Genomic DNA, 16,344 nt, shown 5'->3' on the forward strand with positions numbered 1-16,344 from the left:
TCACATTTCAAAAAAGTTATGTCTCTCTACACGGCATACTCTGAGAGAAAAATTCTTGTACCATTCTTTTTTCCCTTTATCCTGTGCTATTCTATGAGCAGAATTTTCCTTCCAGTTTTTTATAGATTCTAATGAATCCCAATATGAAACTGTAATTCCTAACTCTTCATCCCTTGCACTTTCCACACCTAAGAATCCTTTTTGCTGAGAAGCTAACTCTACCATTTTATCTGCCATTTTTCCATAACCACTGTCACCTTTAGTTCTCTGTGAAGCAAAAATCACTGCGTAGTAGGGTGGTTCAGGCGTTTGTGCAATTCTACTCATATTTCATTCCCCCAAAAAGTTTAATCCTATCATAATTTTAATACATTTTCACTTATGAAAAAAGGAGCTGATTATCTACATATGGTAGGTAACCAACTCCTTTTATTCCTTCGTCTAGTTAATTATTGATTAATTCTGTCCCATAAGAGTTATCGATGGCACAAAGCCAATCCCCTTGTGAATTTTTCTTAAATACATAGGTCGCTTTTCTATCCATAGAATATTCCGAATCCTTTTTATCAGCAGCGAGTAGTGTCTGTGAAATGACTAATGCCGTGTCTCCAGCTTCTAGTATAATCATTTCACCCTGTGTTGGTACAACACTATTATTGAAATAATTTGCAATCGCAATAAATGCTTTTTTGATTTCCTCTTTTCCGCGTGCAATCATTCCAGGCTTTACAACAAGAATGGCATCATCGGTATAGTAATTCATCAGCGTATCAAAATCTTCCTGTTTAATTGCCATATCACACTTTTTGATGACCTCTTTTAATTCGTGTTCCATCATCTATCCCTCCCAAACATAATTATAAATCCATTGTCATAAATACACTATTTGGGTCGTCCATGTAATCCGCAAAAGGCATACAAAACTGGAACCCGAAACTTGCATATAGTCTTCTTGCTGGTTCAAAAGCATCCATTGATCCTGTTTCCAAGCTCAACCTGTGATAGCCACGCTGTTTGGCTTCTCCGATTATGTGGTTAAGAAGTTGTTTGGCAACACCTTTTCTTAAATGTGAGGAAGATGTTCGCATGGATTTGATCTCTCCATGTTGATCATCAAGTTCTTTCAAAGCCCCGCATCCAAGTAGTTCACTTCCTTCCCATGCACTCCAGAAAGTAATCTCTGGTTTTCGTAATTGATCAAGATTTAATGCATGGATACTTTCTGGGGGGGAATTCAGTCTCATACCATGAAGATGCTCCCCCACCAATTCAGCCACTTCTGCTCCCGTTAAATTATCTATTTTTATATCCATAGAAAATCCCCCTAGTTTCTATATTGGAAAATATATTAAACTATTAGTAGGAATAGTTCTAGTATATTTTTTAATATTTCCATATCCAATCAAAAAAGCTGCCAATGGCAGCTTTCTTCAACGATTGTACCCAACTTGATTTTGAACTTGACCTGACACAAGTAACCTGCTAATTTGATTCTCTAAAATGTCAAATGCGCACCCCTAGAATAAGTGTAGACTAGTTCAGCTTCTATCGGTCGCATTTTTTAATACACTATCCCTCTTTCATAAAAACTCATTTTGGGTAGAGAATCTCGTCGATAATCCCATACTCTTTTGCTTCCTCGGCACTCATGAAGTAATCTCGGTCCGTATCCTTTGCTACCTTTTCAAGCGGTTGGCCGGTCCGTTCTGAAATAATTTTATTGATATGCTCTCTTAGCTTTAAGATTCTTCGTGCAGAAATCTCGATTTCCGTTGCCTGCCCTTTGGCTCCACCTAACGGCTGATGAATCATAATTTCACTATTTGGAAGTGCGTACCGTTTTCCCTTTTTTCCAGCAAGCAGTAACATCGCCCCAAATGATGCAGCCATCCCAGTGCAGATCGTCCTGACGTCCGGCTTAATGTATTGCATCGTGTCAAAAATGGCAAAACCCGCTGTAGTCAAACCTCCTGGGCTGTTGATATAGAGCGAAATTTCTTTATCTGGTGCGTCTGCTGCTAAAAATAATAATTGGGCAACAACACTATTGGCCGTGTGTTCATTAATTTCATCACCAATGATAATAATTCGATCCTTTAACAGTCGTGAATAGATATCATAAGAACGTTCTCCACGATTAGATTGTTCAATTACATATGGAATGGTACTCATTCCGACCCCTCCTTAATAGCAATTTGGCTATGCAGCCATACAGAGAGTGCTTGAAGGAGTGAAATTTGGTTTGGAATGTAATTTACCTGTCATGATCTTAGGAACTTTATTAATACTTGTTCGTAAAGGAAGTGCTTGAATAAGGATGGTTGGATCTTGATTTTTTAATGCTTCATAAAATAGCTCCGATAGCTGCTCCCTTTCTTCTTCTTCCCAAAACAAGTCAACTGACTGAACTTGCTTCTCTTCGTTTGCTTTTTCGAGTCGCTTTTTCGCACGATGAAGATTGGACTTCACAGACATTTCTGTAGAATCTAACATCGAGGCGATTTCCTTCAGCTGATATTGAAACCCCTCTTTTAACAAAAAGATAATAGCTTGGTTTGGGGTGAAATTCTTTAGGAGTATATCAACCGATTCCCTTGTGTTATCAAGTTGATTTGTTAAAGAATGAGTGGAAAAATCGGAATCTGCCTCAACCGTTTCATTTTTTCTTTTTCGAAGCATATCAATCCAATGATTATAGGCAATCTTATTTAGCAATGCAGTGGTAAGCTTTTGCGAGTGATTGCCATATTTTAAGGCCTTAATAAAGGTTTCCTGTGCGATTTCGTCTCCATCCCATCGATTGTGGGCAAGAAAGTGACAATATCGCAGAAGTTTTGGATAATTTTCGATCCAAAAGTCATTTTCGAACCTATCTTCGTTCTGTGACCTTGCTAAGTTAGCTTCTCTAAGTTTGTGTGACATGTTTTCACTCCTTTTGCACTCTCTACACTTTAAACGTTTCGAGAGGGATGAAAAGATACGGGGGAAATAAATTTTCTTTTGTTAGAGTTACTTTATGTTGTTGCTATTTAATATAAACTTGACCATTTTAGAAATCAAAAGAAAAACTTTAGAAAACGCTCCTTTTATAATTAGGCCTGATTTATAGTTCGAGGTTTTCAAATATAATTGGAGCTTCTATACATGATTATAATGTAATTAAATAGTTAACAAAAAGCTGTGGATTAACTCAACAGCTTTAGTTTATTTCTATAAACAATGTAAGAAATAATTCACACCTACTTCTTCTTTAAATCCCATTTCTTTATATTGAACATAACACTGCCTTTTGAAGCAAAGAACCTAATTTGGTCACAATCTGACTCTGGGAAAATCCGTGCTGTAAAGACTTCTTCCCCATCATTAATAAATATCTCAACAGAAGAGGTATCTACGAACATATGAATCGAAATCTTATTGCTATTAAGGTGACATGCTCTTTTTGTCCCGTAAGAAATCCCAACCTCCTCACCAGAATAACTGCGATCCAAAATCACCTTTTGTTCGGCAAGATGATATTTAATTACGGTTTTTTTCGTATCATTCGCCCGAAACTCGATTCCACATTCTTCTGCAAAAATATCAGACATTTCACAATACAATTCAAAGGTTGTACCATTCATACCTGGGAAGCTTTTCACATCATTCTCAATAAAGTCCGTAATTTTTTGTTCAACTTTTCGAAGCAGTTTCATTTCTTCTATTGGCTGTTGGATTAATTTATCATTTTTCACCTTTAGTTCGCGAGGAATTGTTAAACAATGAGCCCAGCCGTTAGGATCCGTTGGATATTCTATTTCCGGTAATCCCATCCAGCCAATGAGAATTCTTCTCCCATCCGGTCCAAGTGTCGTTTGCGGGGCATAAAAATCAAAGCCGCGGTCAAGCTCACGAAAATCACCGTGGCCGAAATTTCTATTCGGCAGGTCTAGCTTCTTTCCCAGAATATACCCTGATTGATAAATGTTGTGGAAATCATCGCCATGGGGTTCGAGCCCTTGAGGAGAAAATACAAAAATGCCTTGATGGGCGAGTTCAAAATAATCCGGGCATTCCCACATATAACCAAAATTCTCTAGCTCCGTTGCTAATTCTCCTTCAAAGTTCCATTGTTTTAAATTGGACGAACGATAAAGGACAGCAGTACCGGTTAAATTATCACGTTGTGCACCAATAACTGTATAATATTGGCCATCCTCAGACTTCCACACCTTTGGATCACGAAAATGGTCTGTATAACCACTTGGTACAGTTGAGATTACTGGCAGGTTCTCTTTTTCAATATCTCCTTGTTCATTCATAACAGCCAAACATTGATATGGATGCCTTTGCCAATTTACATCGCGTGTATTCCCTGTATACAGCAAAAATAAATTTCCATCCTGTTCAATTGCACTGCCTGAATATGCTCCATGGCTATCGAAAAAATCCCCCGGTGCAATGCCTATTCCTTCGTCTTCCCAATGCACTAGATCCTTTGATTTCACATGGTACCAATATTTCAACCCATGGACAGGTCCTAATGGAAACCATTGATAAAATAAATGATAGTAACCATTATAAAAAGCAAAGCCATTTGGATCATTTAGTAAACCTGTATTAGGTTGTATATGAAACGATTGCCTCCAAGGGCAAGCATTTACCTTTTTCATTAATTCCTGCATTGCTTCAGGGCTTTCATCTTCAATTCGGCGGTATCTTTTCTCTTTAGTCCACTCCATAATGTTTCTACTCCTTAAATAAATGGAAGAGAATCATTAATGATTCCCTTTCCGATTTTATAAATATCTATTTGGCTGATACTTGCTTTTTCGCATCGCGTTTCCCGAGAATAATAGTAACTAGGAAAGCCGCAGCAAAAGAAATCGCCATGCCGATAATATAGAAAGTAATTGTTCCTGGTTTAATAGAAATGATTCCAGGTAAACCAGCAGCCCCCATAGCAATAGCTTTCACTTTAAACAAAGTAACAAAGCCGGAACCTACGGCAGAGCCAACGATTGCACCAATAAACGGATATTTTAACTTAAGGTTAACCCCGAACATGGCTGGTTCGGTAATACCAAGAAGTGCTGAAATACCTGCAGCAGAAGCTACTCCTTTTACTTTCGCATCCTTAGTCAGTGCAAGGACTGCCAGCGTTGCCGCCCCTTGACCCACATTGGACATGGCTGCGATTGGAAAAATGAATGAACCGCCAGTTTTTGCAATATCAGCCAAGAGCTGCGTTTCAATGGCGATGAAGCTATGGTGCATTCCAGTGATAACAATTGGAGCATAAACAAGACCAAATAATATCCCGCCGATAAATCCAGTTGTGTCATATAACCAAACTAAACCGTCTGTCAAGAGATTACCCGCTCCACGAGTGATCGGTCCGATTAATGTGAACGTAAGAATTCCTGTGATAAAAATAGATAATAATGGTGTAACTAAGTTATCAAGGAAAGAAGGGACTCTTCTTCGTAAAAATGTTTCAATTTTTGCTAAAACAAATGATGAAACTAGGACAGGAAGCACAGAGCCCTGATAACCTACCTTTTCGATTTCAAAGTTAAAAATCTTCCAAATTGGAACTTCGCCTTTAGCTACCGCATCAGCATACCCGTAACCATTTAATAAGTCAGGATGGACCATGAGCATTCCAAGTGCGGCTCCAAGATATGGGTTACCACCAAACCGCTGTGTTGCGGAGAAGCCAATTAAAATAGGCAAAAATACAAAGGCTGCATTAGCAAACGTGTTTATAAGTCCAGCCAAATCGGCGATATTTGGATAAGCTTCGATTAATGACTTTCCTGCAATAAAGAAATCCTTAGCAGTTAAGAGATTATTGATTCCCATTAATAAACTGCCGGCAACGATGGCTGGAATAATCGGAACAAAGATATCCGATAGCATTTTGACAAATTGTTGAATAGGATTTAACTTCTTTGATCCTGCTTTGGAAACTTCCTTAGTAGACATTTCAGATAATCCTGTTAGTTTAGCGAGTTCCTTGTATACTTCATTTACTGTTCCTGACCCCAAGATAATTTGGAATTGACCACCCGTTGAAAAAGTACCTTTAACTACATCCATTTCTTCTAATTTAGCTTTATCAATGTTTTCATCTTCGTTTAAAACCATTCTTAATCTTGTTGCACAGTGTGCTGCCGCCGATACATTTTCCTTACCACCAATTGCATCAAGTATCTCTTCAGCAATCTTTTTGTAATTCATCAACAATCACCCTATCCTATCAGTTATTTTGCGGAACCGGTTCCGAAATTATTCAAAAAAAATCAATTAAAGGAACGAGTTCCAAGTGGTTTTAATAGGAACCGGTTCCAAAATTAGATGTATTAAAGTGGAACCGGTTTCATCTAGATTATAAGATTAATAGTTTACCTTGTCAACGCTTTCTTGCTCCATTATTTTAAATTTTGAAAGTGTTGTTTTTTCTATTTGTTCCTCATTAACTAATTTAACTATATTCATGGCGGCTACATGTCCTGCCTCTTTATAGAAAAACTTAGCTGTTGTGATGCCTGGAAATGTGATTTTCGTGACATCATAGCCGCCAAATCCAGTAATAGAAAGCTGGTCAGGCACCGTTAGCCCCTCCATATTTGCTGCTTTTAAAGCACCTAAAGCGATATTATCAGTTGCACAAGCAATAATAGTAGGATGGAAGCTTTTAATAATATTGGGGACATTTTTGATTGCATCTTCAATTTTAAAGCTTGTTTCAAAATAATGAACTTCACACCCAGGTTGTTCTGAAACTGCCTTCATGAACCCAGCTTTTCGTTTGACACCTACTGCTATATCCCTTTCTGAAACACCTAAGTAGGCAATTCTTCTATGTCCTTTTTCCAGAATATATTGGCCTAACTCGTATGCGGCTTGATAATCATCGTGGATAACGCTGTGAAAATTAGTATGCTCCTGCCCCACTAATATGGTGGGTACTTGAATATTATCAAAGGCTTCAATATGTCTTTCGGTGATTTCGGTTGCAAGAAGAATTATTCCAGCTACCTTTTGTTTGGCCAAACTATATATGTTTTCAATTTCTCGATCGAGATCCTGACTTGAGTTGGATATTACTAATTGATAGCCTTGTTCCCTTAGCTGGTCATCCATCCCAATCAGTGTCTGTGATGTGGCGAATGAATCTAATCTTGGGACAATCGTGCCAATAATATTTGTCTTCTTAGCTTTTAGGCTTTGGGCAAATTTATTAGGTGTATATCCCGTTTCTTTAATGACACTTTCAATTTTTTTACTGGTTTTTTCACCCACAGATCCCCCGTTTAAGTAACGAGAAACCGTACTCTTTGCAACACCCGACAGTTTTGCTATATCCGCTATTGTAATCATATCTTCAACTCCATTTAAACCAATCACTATTATGAATGTATTATACACAATTTCCACTCAATAATCGAAATTAGATAAAACATTCGATGTAAACGGCCTTATTTGCTGATTTTTGATGAAAAATAATGATGGACTATTTTTTCAAGCCTGATATAATCCATATAGAAAACAATAATTTATTTTTAAAGGTGGACATTATGGCGAACACTTGTAGATATGTTGTCAACGCACTTGGTAAAGGTGGGGAAACATATTATACGCTTTGTAAAGATAAACAAGAATTACAGAATTGGATCACAATCAATCAAGAAAAATTAATCATGGAAGAATTAAAGGTAACTGATAAAAATCAAACTTTATTCTCTAAACTATTTAACTTAAAAAAATTATATTAATCTTTTTTAGACGCCATTCTTAATAGAATGGCGTCATTATTTTTGTAGATTACTAGTGTACTCACGCCTAGCTTTTTAAAGTTGGAATTTTTTGTGAATATAATTATACTATATTTACTAGAGGGGTGATTTTTTGTGAAGGAATTGAAGGAAATTAATAATCAACCAGGTTCGAATAACAATAAAAATGATGTCAGGGTAACTAATAATTTCACTTTGAATATTAACCTTGGGGATCCATTAAATTTATTTGCTCTAATTGGCAGCATTTATATTGTTAGAAGTATAGTTAAAAAACGTAAATCAAAAAGGAAAAAAATGCAATGGCCTTGACACCATTACATTTTTTCACTTTTTCCGTGAACTAATTACTCTTCCAACTCTCTTAATTTCTTTCTTAATTCAATCAATACCGATCTTGGGTTTTCAATTTCAAAAATGACATATTTATATTTTCCAAAATCTTCTAATTCTAAATGTACAAGTGGTACCCTATGTTCACATGAAAGGAAGTACCATTCATTACCAAACTTAAAGCTTCCTTCGTAAATGTTGAGTGGTGCAATGGCGGTTCCAGGCATGCGAAGCATCCACATTGGAGGATCAAAATCATCAATATAAACACTTTTAATCGCTTTGTAAGGAATTTTCAACTGCCACTTTAATGCCAAAATGCTTAAAAGCCCTGTTAACTTCAGTACGAATTCTTCCTCTTTAAAGTGTACTTCCCTTCCCATAAAGGGTCACCTCACCTGCAGATTTGAAACATACCATCATCTATATTTTACCATTGGAAAATTCAGTAAGCCAATAATTTATTAAATTTTCTACGTGACTCTAATTGGTTAGTAGAAACAAAAACAGGCACTTAGACGTGCTCTACGTGACCCTAAAATGTGAAAATGAACAAAAAAGGGCACGTAGCTAATCTACGTAACCCTTTTTGTTTCCAACAATATCAAAGTGTCCACTCCATACGGACATAATCGAAATACTGTCTTTCCGTGGTGCCTGACACAAAAAAATGACACCAATAAATGAGACCGTTAAACCGATCTACTGACGAATTTCCGCTTTTGGATGTATATCAGTCTGATGGATAGGGCTATTCCGGCTGCGAGCAGGCCGATGGTTAGTCCGATCCAGTAGCCTCTTGCTCCTAAACTCGTATAATGTGCGAGTAGATATCCTGATGGAAGACAGATGAGCCAATAGGCTATGAGTGTCATGATAAAGGCAAGGTTGACGTCCTTATATCCTCTTAAGGCAGCTTGTGCAGTTGCCTGGATGGCATCACAAATTTGGAAAAATAGCGCAAAGATTAAGAAATTTGCGGTTAAATTAATGACGGCTGTTTCATTCGAATATAAACCGGCAACTTGATAGCGAAATATCACTACTAATACTCCAGTCACAACGGCAATCAAGATGGCAAGATAAACTCCTAACCAGCTGTATTGTTTCGCATCTTTATAACGACGGGCCCCAACTTCATACCCGACTAGGACTGTTTGTGCCGTCGAAATACTAATCGGAATCATGTATAGAAAAGAGACAATATTTAAGGCAGATTGATAGGCAGCAATGGTAGTGACATTAAATTTACTTAGTAGGATGGTAACCACCGCAAACATACTAGTTTCAAAGAATATAGAGAGTCCCATCGGCACACCGATCTTTAATATCTCTTTACATTTATCCCAAGAAAATTCTTTTAAATCAGCGAAAACGGAGTACCTAGAGAAAGGTTCTTGGGTTTTAACGATAAACACGGTCATCCCCATAATCCCCCAATACGTAATCGATGTTGCATAGCCTGCCCCTGCACCACCAAGCTCTGGGAAACCCAAGTTTCCAAAAATGAGCACATAGTTCAAAAAGAAATTGAACGGTAACGACAAAAGCATGATCACCATAATAACCCTTGTTTTGCCAAGTGCATAAATAAATGATCTAAGTACATTAAAAATAAATAGCGGAAGAATTCCATAGCTGAGTCCGACTAGATAATGAAAGGCAGTTTTTTGCACACCGGAATCAAGTTTCATTAAATCTAGGATCGGGTCTAACAAAAAGAATCCCAGGATGATGACAACGAGTGCAATTAAAATGGAAAGATATATTCCATGTTTCACCACTGATGCTACTTCGTTGCTCTTCTTTTCACCAAAGCGTTGAGCGGCAATTGGTGAAACCGCAAGAAGAATTCCGCTGATCCCCGTAAAAATCGGACTCCAAATCGAGGACCCAATCGCTACTCCGGCTAAAGCGGTGGAATGGTACTTCCCTGACATAATCGTATTAAAAAACACCATTGAAAACATGCCAAGCTGTGTAATTAAAATAGGAATCAACAAAATAAAAATTTGCTTTGTCTTTTCCTTTAACGTATAGGTTTGATTCATATACAGGTTCTCCTTGAGAAATAAAAATCCGAAACTTCATTATACTCTATATTGGATTATTATTCCTCAATTATTTTAAGAACCTTAGAAATGTTTGCCTTAGCAGGAAGATGATTTCTCATCTGCTGCATCTGTGCAGCAGGATTCGTTTGTATTAGAAGTTCCCGCTTGAGTTTCAGTTACCTCTTTGATCTCCACATTACAGCAACTTGAAGATTTGGATGTTGGTTTACCAGTCAGTTTTTTGAAAAAGTTCATATTACCCATCTCCTTTTTGAAGTTAATTTTAATAAATCAATTATTTTTGATTTATAAGTTAAATCAACTTTTTTTGATTTATAATTAAAGTATATTAACAATTTTTTCTATTTGCAACCACTTTATCAAAAAAAATTTATAAATGATTTTACTGTTTTCACGGACCAATTGAAATTTTTTTCTAAATCAATTTTTCTTGATTAAAAACATTGACATATGAAAAAATTGACCATATGATAAATGCATCAAGATAAATTGATTAATAAAGAAGGTGTAAAAATGGAACAGGAAATCCAATTACAGGATATATCCCTGGAGAAAGTATTTGAAAAATACGAGTTAAAGTTTAAAGCGATTGCAGATAAAAAGAGACTGCAGATCATGAATATTTTAACTCAAAATGGCTCAATGTGTGTATGTGACCTCGCACCAATCGTTGATATGACTCAATCAAAACTGTCCTATCATTTAAAGATCTTGTTAGATGCAAACATCATTTCAAAAGAAACAAGGGGTACCTGGAGCTACTACCAGTTGAATCAAGATGAATTAAATCATCTATTGTCCCATGAACTTTGTTGCATATTCAAACCAACCTGCTGATTATTTTTTTAAGTTATAAATCAATTTTTTTTGATTAATATATCAATATTATTTGATTAATAGGGGGAATTAAAATGTGGATGGACATCTTTAAAAGTTTTTTATCAATTGCGTTTGAGTTAACGGTTCTGTTTATCGTCATTTCATTTATAATTAGTCTACTGCAGGGCTTTATTCCCTATGAGAAAATCGAAAAAAAGTTTGCCGGGAAAAATAAACTGTTCGCTGCCTTTACAGCAATTGTCTTTGCATTTATTACACCCTTCTGTTCCTGTTCGACGATACCGGTTGTCGTAAATATGTTAAAAAAGAAAATGCCTTTTGGGATCGTCATGATATTTCTGTTTGCTTCCCCTGTCCTTGACCCTACGATATTGACCCTTATGGGAGTTGTCCTAGGTTGGAAAGTAACGGCCATTTACACCGCTTTGACTACCGTATTTTCGATCATTATTGGTTTTACACTTGAAAAGTTAGGTTTTGAAAAATCTGTAAAAAATGTCGTTATGACAGGTTATCAGGAACAAAATCAAAAATTTAATGTGAAAATGGCGTTAAAGGAAACCCTCGATTTAATGAAAAGTGTTTATCCTTATTTAATCATGGGTGCTGCCATTGGCGCTGTCATTCACGGTTTAGTTCCAACAGAATGGATTTCCAGTGTGTTTGGCGAAGAACATTGGTGGCTGATTCCTATTGCCGCCATCATCGGGATCCCTTTATATATCCGTCTTTCCAGCATGATCCCGATTTCACAAATTTTTATTGCTAAAGGAATGGCATTAGGACCTGTCATGGCGATAATCATTAGTTCTGCAGGTGCTAGTTTGCCTGAAGTGATCCTATTAAAATCAATCTTTAAAAAACAGCTGGTTTTTACCTTTGTCTTATCTGTATTTGCCATGTCAACTATATCCGGATTTGTATTTTACCTATTAGAATCATCGTAAACATGCAAAAGAACGCTGGATTTTACTTATCCAGCGTTCATATATTTAGTGGCCAACTGCTTTTCCCAGTCCACCCGGTTTGTTGTGAACAGCAAGTTTTTCAATCAGTTTATTGCTTTCAGAGTTTAATCCTTTTAAGTTTACTTTAACTCCATTTTGATGGTACTTAATGACTACTTTATCAATCGCACCAATCGCAGAATCATCCCAAAGGTGGGCATTGGATAGGTCTAGGTCAATTTCACTAACGTTTTCTTTATAATCAAAACTGTTTACAAAGTCAGTTACTGAAGCAAAGAAAAGTTGCCCAGTAACATGATATATTTTTTTATTTGAGCCTTTAGCTGAACTTGATACTTTCACTTGTGAGATTTTTGAAGCAAAGAATATCGCACTTAAGATGATTCCCGCTAAAACCCCTTTAGACAAGTCATGAGTCTGTATTACTGTAACAACGGTCACAATCATCACAATTGTATCGGTAATTGGCACCTTTTTGAATGACTTTAGGCAAGACCAATCAAAAGTTCCAATCGAAACCATAATCATCACACCCACAAGTGCGGCCATTGGAATTTGCACGAGGAATCCTCTTAACGAAACAATCAAGATTAATAAAAACGCACCTGCGACAAAAGTGGATAATCTGCCCCTGCCGCCAGATTTGATATTAATACCAGACTGACCAATCATTGCACATCCAGCCATTCCGCCAAAGAATGCTGAAACAATGTTCGCAATACCTTGTCCAACGGCTTCCCTGTTCTTGTCACTCTCTGTATCTGTCAGATCGTCGACAATTGTTGCCGTAAGAAGTGATTCAACCAACCCTACAATCGCGATCGATAATGAATAGGGAAAAATTATCTGAAGTGTTTCAAAGTTGAATGGAATGTCCGGAATCAAAAAGACTGGTAATTTGGATGTTAATTCTCCCATATCTCCGACGGTCCGAACATCACTGCCCGTAAAAATAGCAATCGTTGTTACTACAATAATCGCAACCAACGCTGAAGGGACAGCCTTCGTAAAACGAGGTAAGATATAAATAATGGCAAGCGCTCCTGCGACCATGGTATACATTTGCCATGACTCCCCTACGAAATGCGGTAATTGGGCCGCAAAAATAAGAAGCGCAAGTGCGTTAACAAACCCTGTCATTACGGACCTGGGAACAAATTTCATCAATCGCCCCAACTTTAAAGCTCCCATAATGATTTGTAAAACACCCGTTAGAATCGTTGCAGCCAGTAAATATTGCAATCCGTGGTCTTTAACCAATGTCACCATTAGTAATGCAGTGGCACCTGTTGCTGCAGAAATCATCCCCGGCCTACCACCAACAAACGCGATTGTCATTGCAATACAAAACGAAGCATACAATCCGACCATTGGGTCAACACCGGCAATAATAGAAAAAGAAATAGCCTCTGGAACTAATGCAAGTGCTACCACAATACCTGCTAATATATCGCCCTTTGTATTTCCAAACCATGAATATTTAATTTTATTTAAATCCAAAATTGCATCTCTCCCTTTGTTTCACTAAATGTACAGATTCTTACTGTAAAGTCGTTTCTGATTTATAACTTGACTTTCAACTCTCATGAAAGTCGGTTCCGTTATTAACAGAAAAAAGTATAACGGATTGTGAACAATTTGTGAAATCCAATGTAATCGGACACAATCTATATTTGCTTTGTTTTGCGCCATTTCCTTTGGATTTCGTCTTATCTCCAAAAAATTAGAGAAAAGTGATGGGAAGCAAAAATGTATTTAATAAAAAGGATTCTTATCAATTAAACTGTAATAAATGATCAAACAAAAAAAGATTGATTCCACTTAAATAGCGGACATCAATCTTTAGCTTATGTCACTCTATTTCCACCAAACTTTATTTGGGTAAACTTCCGAACCAATATAAACAGTTTCACCAATTCTTGGCGTGGAAATAGCAAGATTTTGTGTTTTGGCCGCGCTCGTTACTCTATCGATTGGATCCGTCCAGTCATGTAAGGCTAGTGTAAAGGCTCCCCAATGAATTGGTATCATTATTTTCCCCTTCACATCCAGATGTGCTTGGACGGTTTCTTCTGGCGTCATATGAATTGCCGCCCAACGCCTGTCGTATTGACCGCATTCCATTAGTGTCAGATCAAAGGGACCGTATTTAGCACCAATCTCTTTAAAATGTGGCCCATACCCGCTGTCCCCACTAAAAAAGATATTAGTATCCTCCCCCTTTATTACCCATGAACACCAAAGGGTCGCATCGCGGTCTGTTAGGCTTCTGCCTGAAAAATGCCTTGCTGGTGTGGAAGAAATCTTAAGTCCTTCATGATGAAGCTCATCCCACCAATCTAGCTCTATTATGATTTCTGGACTCACTCCCCATTTCTCTAAGTGGCTCCCCACACCTAACGGGACAATAAATTGTTTGACCTTTTCCTTTATTTTTCTAATCGATCCATAATCCAAATGATCATAATGGTCGTGACTGATGATGACTATATCAATCGTTGGAAGATCTTCAATGATAAATGGGAGTCCTTTGCTATAGCGCTTTATGCCGAAGATTGGAAATGGTGTAGGTGCCCAGCCAAACATCGGATCTAATAGTATTCTTTTTTCATCCAATTCTAAAAGTAGAGCCGAGTGCCCAAACCAGGTGATTTTTGGTTGTGTAACATCCTGTCGATCCGAAAGTTTTAATTTTTCCATTCGGATGGCATTTTTAGGTCTTCCATTGGGATTACCTTTGATGAAATCAATTAATATCGAAACCGTTTCTTTAAAGCCATTTTCCATTATTGTTGGAACGCGGTTGACGAATTTCCTTTGATGAGAGAAGTTTTCGGATTGCTCATATTTCCTAAGCCTCTCCTTCGAAGCCTTTTTGCCAAACGGGGGATAATACCTTAGGAAAAAATAGGTGATTCCAATTAATCCTAAAACAATAATCAGTGCGATCATACAGGTACCTCTTCCTTTTACATGTTTGTCATTCCTCCATCGTATCATCAATGGTTTCACTTTTCTATCAGGATGTGATTCCAATCACCACCTCGAACCTTATATTTTCTAAAATATATGCAAAGGGATTGGTGATATTTGATATGGAAATACAAATGAAGGATGTAGCTGATTTTGAATGCTATCACAATCGTCAAGTAATTCTTAACTACAATAATGATGAGGATTTTTTATGGAAGAGGGACGGATTCCACTTTGATTCTATCCAGTAATTAAATGAACAGCTGATATTTATGAAGAGGGATGGGAATTACCTAACCATATTATTGAAAAAATATGACACCTGTACGAAAAACATTGATTTTCAAAACTACTATATATTAAATAAGGGCGAGGATCGATTGGAGATTTATTTTCCTTAAATCAACACGGCGGATATAACAAAAATAGGACCTCTAAAAGAGTGTCCTATTTTTTAACGATTTTTGATGGGTTATTGATTTTATACAAGACCGGGACATCTACTAAGAATTCTTCGTCTATATCTTTTCCTTTTCCAAGTTTCTTAGCAGCAACTTTACCATCGAATTCAAGTGCATCCCGTATTGCCAATTCAAACTTTTTGAGTGTCTTACTATGGCTGCACCAGGCTAGACCGATTTCTAGTGGATTTTCCTCGTTGACAATCTGAACATTTTCTAAGACAACAACTTCATCATTTTCCTCATTAAACGGATTGTAAACGAGCGCGAACTGTTTTACATTGGCAGTAAAATGGACCTTGTCCACTGGAAGTTCGAGTTTTGGAGCCTTCTCCTTTTTAGGTTTCGGTTCCTTTGCTTTTGGTGGCTTAGTTGCTTCTTTTTTTGCAGGTTTTTCGGCTGGTTCTGTGATTGCCTCTGCAATTATTGGTTCACTTTCGTCCACAGTCACAAGATCGGGTGCAACCGTTTCTTTTTCATCAAATGTTAACAAGCTTTCTTTTCCAAAGCTCGATTGCTGCATTTCTTTTAAATAGGCTGGATGGATACAGGTGAGATTTCCATCTTGGAATTCAATCACAAGCGTATTAATATCCAATGCTCTCCCGTAAGTTTCATACCCTTTAATAGTTACTTGGCGCTGATAGTTTCGATCCTTGTACCAGAATTCTTTTTTCGCTTCTCTCGCTGAGGATAAACCCCATTCCTTGAGTTTCTCTTTGTAATGGTCCATATCACGGAATGTTTCATATTCACCTTTGGGCGGAATATACTTCGTCAATTCGGACTGCTCTAATTGAGGACGCTGGATGATCATCCTAACACTTCCTTCCACTATGTATGTGATTTCATTATATTTCAACTTCTGCCAATAAAAAAGGGAAAGAGCTTTTCCTCTTCTCCCTGCGGTATT

At 37.2% G+C, this 16,344-nt stretch carries 18 protein-coding genes; 5 read left to right on the forward strand and 13 right to left on the reverse strand.

Annotation, left to right across the window (positions count from 1 at the left end; all coding sequences use genetic code 11):
• From COE25_RS20530 to COE25_RS20565, 8 genes are all read right to left on the reverse strand, one after another.
• Entirely contained in the window at positions 1-327 is a 327-nt protein-coding gene (locus COE25_RS20530) for an antibiotic biosynthesis monooxygenase family protein (RefSeq protein ID WP_088087028.1), read from the reverse strand.
• Positions 328-445: 118 nt separating this feature from the next.
• The gene (locus COE25_RS20535) at positions 446-835 is read right to left on the reverse strand and encodes a YybH family protein (RefSeq protein ID WP_088087027.1); all 390 of its coding nucleotides are present in this window, start codon (positions 833-835) and stop codon (positions 446-448) included.
• A 22-nt stretch (positions 836-857) separates the two neighbouring features.
• Positions 858-1,313 (reverse strand): GNAT family N-acetyltransferase, encoded by a 456-nt coding sequence (locus tag COE25_RS20540; protein WP_088087026.1) that lies wholly within the window; start codon positions 1,311-1,313, stop codon positions 858-860.
• 277 nt (positions 1,314-1,590) lie between these two features.
• Positions 1,591-2,172, reverse strand: coding sequence for an ATP-dependent Clp endopeptidase proteolytic subunit ClpP (gene clpP, locus COE25_RS20545; RefSeq protein WP_088087025.1), 582 nt, complete (start codon positions 2,170-2,172; stop codon positions 1,591-1,593).
• Between the two features lie 27 nt (positions 2,173-2,199).
• Positions 2,200-2,922 (reverse strand): sigma-70 family RNA polymerase sigma factor, encoded by a 723-nt coding sequence (locus COE25_RS20550; protein ID WP_098933929.1) that lies wholly within the window; start codon positions 2,920-2,922, stop codon positions 2,200-2,202.
• A 317-nt stretch (positions 2,923-3,239) separates the two neighbouring features.
• The gene (locus COE25_RS20555; RefSeq protein ID WP_088087023.1) at positions 3,240-4,721 is read right to left on the reverse strand and encodes a glycoside hydrolase family 32 protein; all 1,482 of its coding nucleotides are present in this window, start codon (positions 4,719-4,721) and stop codon (positions 3,240-3,242) included.
• Positions 4,722-4,788: 67 nt separating this feature from the next.
• Positions 4,789-6,222: a sucrose-specific PTS transporter subunit IIBC gene (locus tag COE25_RS20560; protein WP_098933930.1), complete on the reverse strand. Its 1,434-nt coding sequence runs from the start codon at positions 6,220-6,222 to the stop codon at positions 4,789-4,791.
• A 156-nt stretch (positions 6,223-6,378) separates the two neighbouring features.
• Positions 6,379-7,365 carry a LacI family DNA-binding transcriptional regulator gene (locus tag COE25_RS20565; protein WP_098933931.1) on the reverse strand — a complete coding sequence of 329 codons (987 nt, stop codon included), beginning with the start codon at positions 7,363-7,365 and terminating at the stop codon, positions 6,379-6,381.
• Between the two features lie 197 nt (positions 7,366-7,562).
• On the opposite strand from COE25_RS20565, the gene COE25_RS20570 reads away from it, so the two are divergent.
• Both COE25_RS20570 and COE25_RS20575 read left to right on the forward strand, forming a co-directional pair.
• Positions 7,563-7,760, forward strand: coding sequence for a hypothetical protein (locus COE25_RS20570; protein ID WP_098933932.1), 198 nt, complete (start codon positions 7,563-7,565; stop codon positions 7,758-7,760).
• Between the two features lie 135 nt (positions 7,761-7,895).
• Complete coding sequence (locus COE25_RS20575; RefSeq protein ID WP_098933933.1) at positions 7,896-8,093, forward strand: hypothetical protein; 198 nt, start codon at positions 7,896-7,898, stop codon at positions 8,091-8,093.
• A 35-nt stretch (positions 8,094-8,128) separates the two neighbouring features.
• On the opposite strand, the gene COE25_RS20580 is transcribed toward COE25_RS20575, so the two are convergent.
• Together COE25_RS20580 and COE25_RS20585 are read right to left on the reverse strand one after the other, a co-directional pair.
• The gene (locus tag COE25_RS20580) at positions 8,129-8,497 is read right to left on the reverse strand and encodes a hypothetical protein (RefSeq protein ID WP_098933934.1); all 369 of its coding nucleotides are present in this window, start codon (positions 8,495-8,497) and stop codon (positions 8,129-8,131) included.
• Positions 8,498-8,806: 309 nt separating this feature from the next.
• Entirely contained in the window at positions 8,807-10,165 is a 1,359-nt protein-coding gene (locus COE25_RS20585) for an MATE family efflux transporter (protein ID WP_098933935.1), read from the reverse strand.
• A 537-nt stretch (positions 10,166-10,702) separates the two neighbouring features.
• On the opposite strand from COE25_RS20585, the gene COE25_RS20590 reads away from it, so the two are divergent.
• Both COE25_RS20590 and COE25_RS20595 read left to right on the forward strand, forming a co-directional pair.
• Positions 10,703-11,026 (forward strand): ArsR/SmtB family transcription factor, encoded by a 324-nt coding sequence (locus tag COE25_RS20590; RefSeq protein WP_098933936.1) that lies wholly within the window; start codon positions 10,703-10,705, stop codon positions 11,024-11,026.
• 74 nt (positions 11,027-11,100) lie between these two features.
• On the forward strand, positions 11,101-11,976 hold the full coding sequence (locus COE25_RS20595) for a permease (RefSeq protein WP_088087016.1): 876 nt from the start codon (positions 11,101-11,103) through the stop codon (positions 11,974-11,976).
• A gap of 45 nt (positions 11,977-12,021) precedes the next feature.
• Here COE25_RS20595 and COE25_RS20600 read toward each other — a convergent pair whose 3' ends face one another.
• Together COE25_RS20600 and COE25_RS20605 are read right to left on the reverse strand one after the other, a co-directional pair.
• The gene (locus COE25_RS20600) at positions 12,022-13,497 is read right to left on the reverse strand and encodes a SulP family inorganic anion transporter (protein WP_098933937.1); all 1,476 of its coding nucleotides are present in this window, start codon (positions 13,495-13,497) and stop codon (positions 12,022-12,024) included.
• A 357-nt stretch (positions 13,498-13,854) separates the two neighbouring features.
• Entirely contained in the window at positions 13,855-14,949 is a 1,095-nt protein-coding gene (locus COE25_RS20605) for an MBL fold metallo-hydrolase (RefSeq protein ID WP_098933938.1), read from the reverse strand.
• Positions 14,950-15,092: 143 nt separating this feature from the next.
• Between COE25_RS20605 and COE25_RS31750 the strand changes: the two genes are divergently transcribed.
• Positions 15,093-15,221, forward strand: coding sequence for a hypothetical protein (locus COE25_RS31750; RefSeq protein ID WP_257208911.1), 129 nt, complete (start codon positions 15,093-15,095; stop codon positions 15,219-15,221).
• A 196-nt stretch (positions 15,222-15,417) separates the two neighbouring features.
• On the opposite strand, the gene COE25_RS20610 is transcribed toward COE25_RS31750, so the two are convergent.
• Complete coding sequence (locus COE25_RS20610) at positions 15,418-16,248, reverse strand: hypothetical protein (RefSeq protein WP_098933939.1); 831 nt, start codon at positions 16,246-16,248, stop codon at positions 15,418-15,420.
• Positions 16,249-16,344 lie beyond the last annotated feature (96 nt).

Origin of the sequence: Bacillus sp. AFS031507 (assembly GCF_002584635.1) — a bacterium.
GTDB lineage: Bacteria > Bacillota > Bacilli > Bacillales > Cytobacillaceae > Neobacillus.

Bases quoted from the DNA above. Each gene is read 5' to 3' on its own strand.
- COE25_RS20530 (WP_088087028.1), bottom strand. From the start codon at position 327: ATGAGTAGAATTGCACAAACGCCTGAACCACCCTACTACGCAGTGATT.
- COE25_RS20535 (WP_088087027.1), bottom strand. From the start codon at position 835: ATGGAACACGAATTAAAAGAGGTCATCAAAAAGTGTGATATGGCAATT.
- COE25_RS20540 (WP_088087026.1), bottom strand. From the start codon at position 1,313: ATGGATATAAAAATAGATAATTTAACGGGAGCAGAAGTGGCTGAATTG.
- clpP (WP_088087025.1), bottom strand. From the start codon at position 2,172: ATGAGTACCATTCCATATGTAATTGAACAATCTAATCGTGGAGAACGT.
- COE25_RS20550 (WP_098933929.1), bottom strand. From the start codon at position 2,922: ATGTCACACAAACTTAGAGAAGCTAACTTAGCAAGGTCACAGAACGAA.
- COE25_RS20555 (WP_088087023.1), bottom strand. From the start codon at position 4,721: ATGGAGTGGACTAAAGAGAAAAGATACCGCCGAATTGAAGATGAAAGC.
- COE25_RS20560 (WP_098933930.1), bottom strand. From the start codon at position 6,222: ATGAATTACAAAAAGATTGCTGAAGAGATACTTGATGCAATTGGTGGT.
- COE25_RS20565 (WP_098933931.1), bottom strand. From the start codon at position 7,365: ATGATTACAATAGCGGATATAGCAAAACTGTCGGGTGTTGCAAAGAGT.
- COE25_RS20570 (WP_098933932.1), top strand. From the start codon at position 7,563: ATGGCGAACACTTGTAGATATGTTGTCAACGCACTTGGTAAAGGTGGG.
- COE25_RS20580 (WP_098933934.1), bottom strand. From the start codon at position 8,497: ATGGGAAGGGAAGTACACTTTAAAGAGGAAGAATTCGTACTGAAGTTA.
- COE25_RS20585 (WP_098933935.1), bottom strand. From the start codon at position 10,165: ATGAATCAAACCTATACGTTAAAGGAAAAGACAAAGCAAATTTTTATT.
- COE25_RS20590 (WP_098933936.1), top strand. From the start codon at position 10,703: ATGGAACAGGAAATCCAATTACAGGATATATCCCTGGAGAAAGTATTT.
- COE25_RS20595 (WP_088087016.1), top strand. From the start codon at position 11,101: ATGTGGATGGACATCTTTAAAAGTTTTTTATCAATTGCGTTTGAGTTA.
- COE25_RS20605 (WP_098933938.1), bottom strand. From the start codon at position 14,949: ATGATCGCACTGATTATTGTTTTAGGATTAATTGGAATCACCTATTTT.
- COE25_RS31750 (WP_257208911.1), top strand. From the start codon at position 15,093: ATGGAAATACAAATGAAGGATGTAGCTGATTTTGAATGCTATCACAAT.
- COE25_RS20610 (WP_098933939.1), bottom strand. From the start codon at position 16,248: ATGATCATCCAGCGTCCTCAATTAGAGCAGTCCGAATTGACGAAGTAT.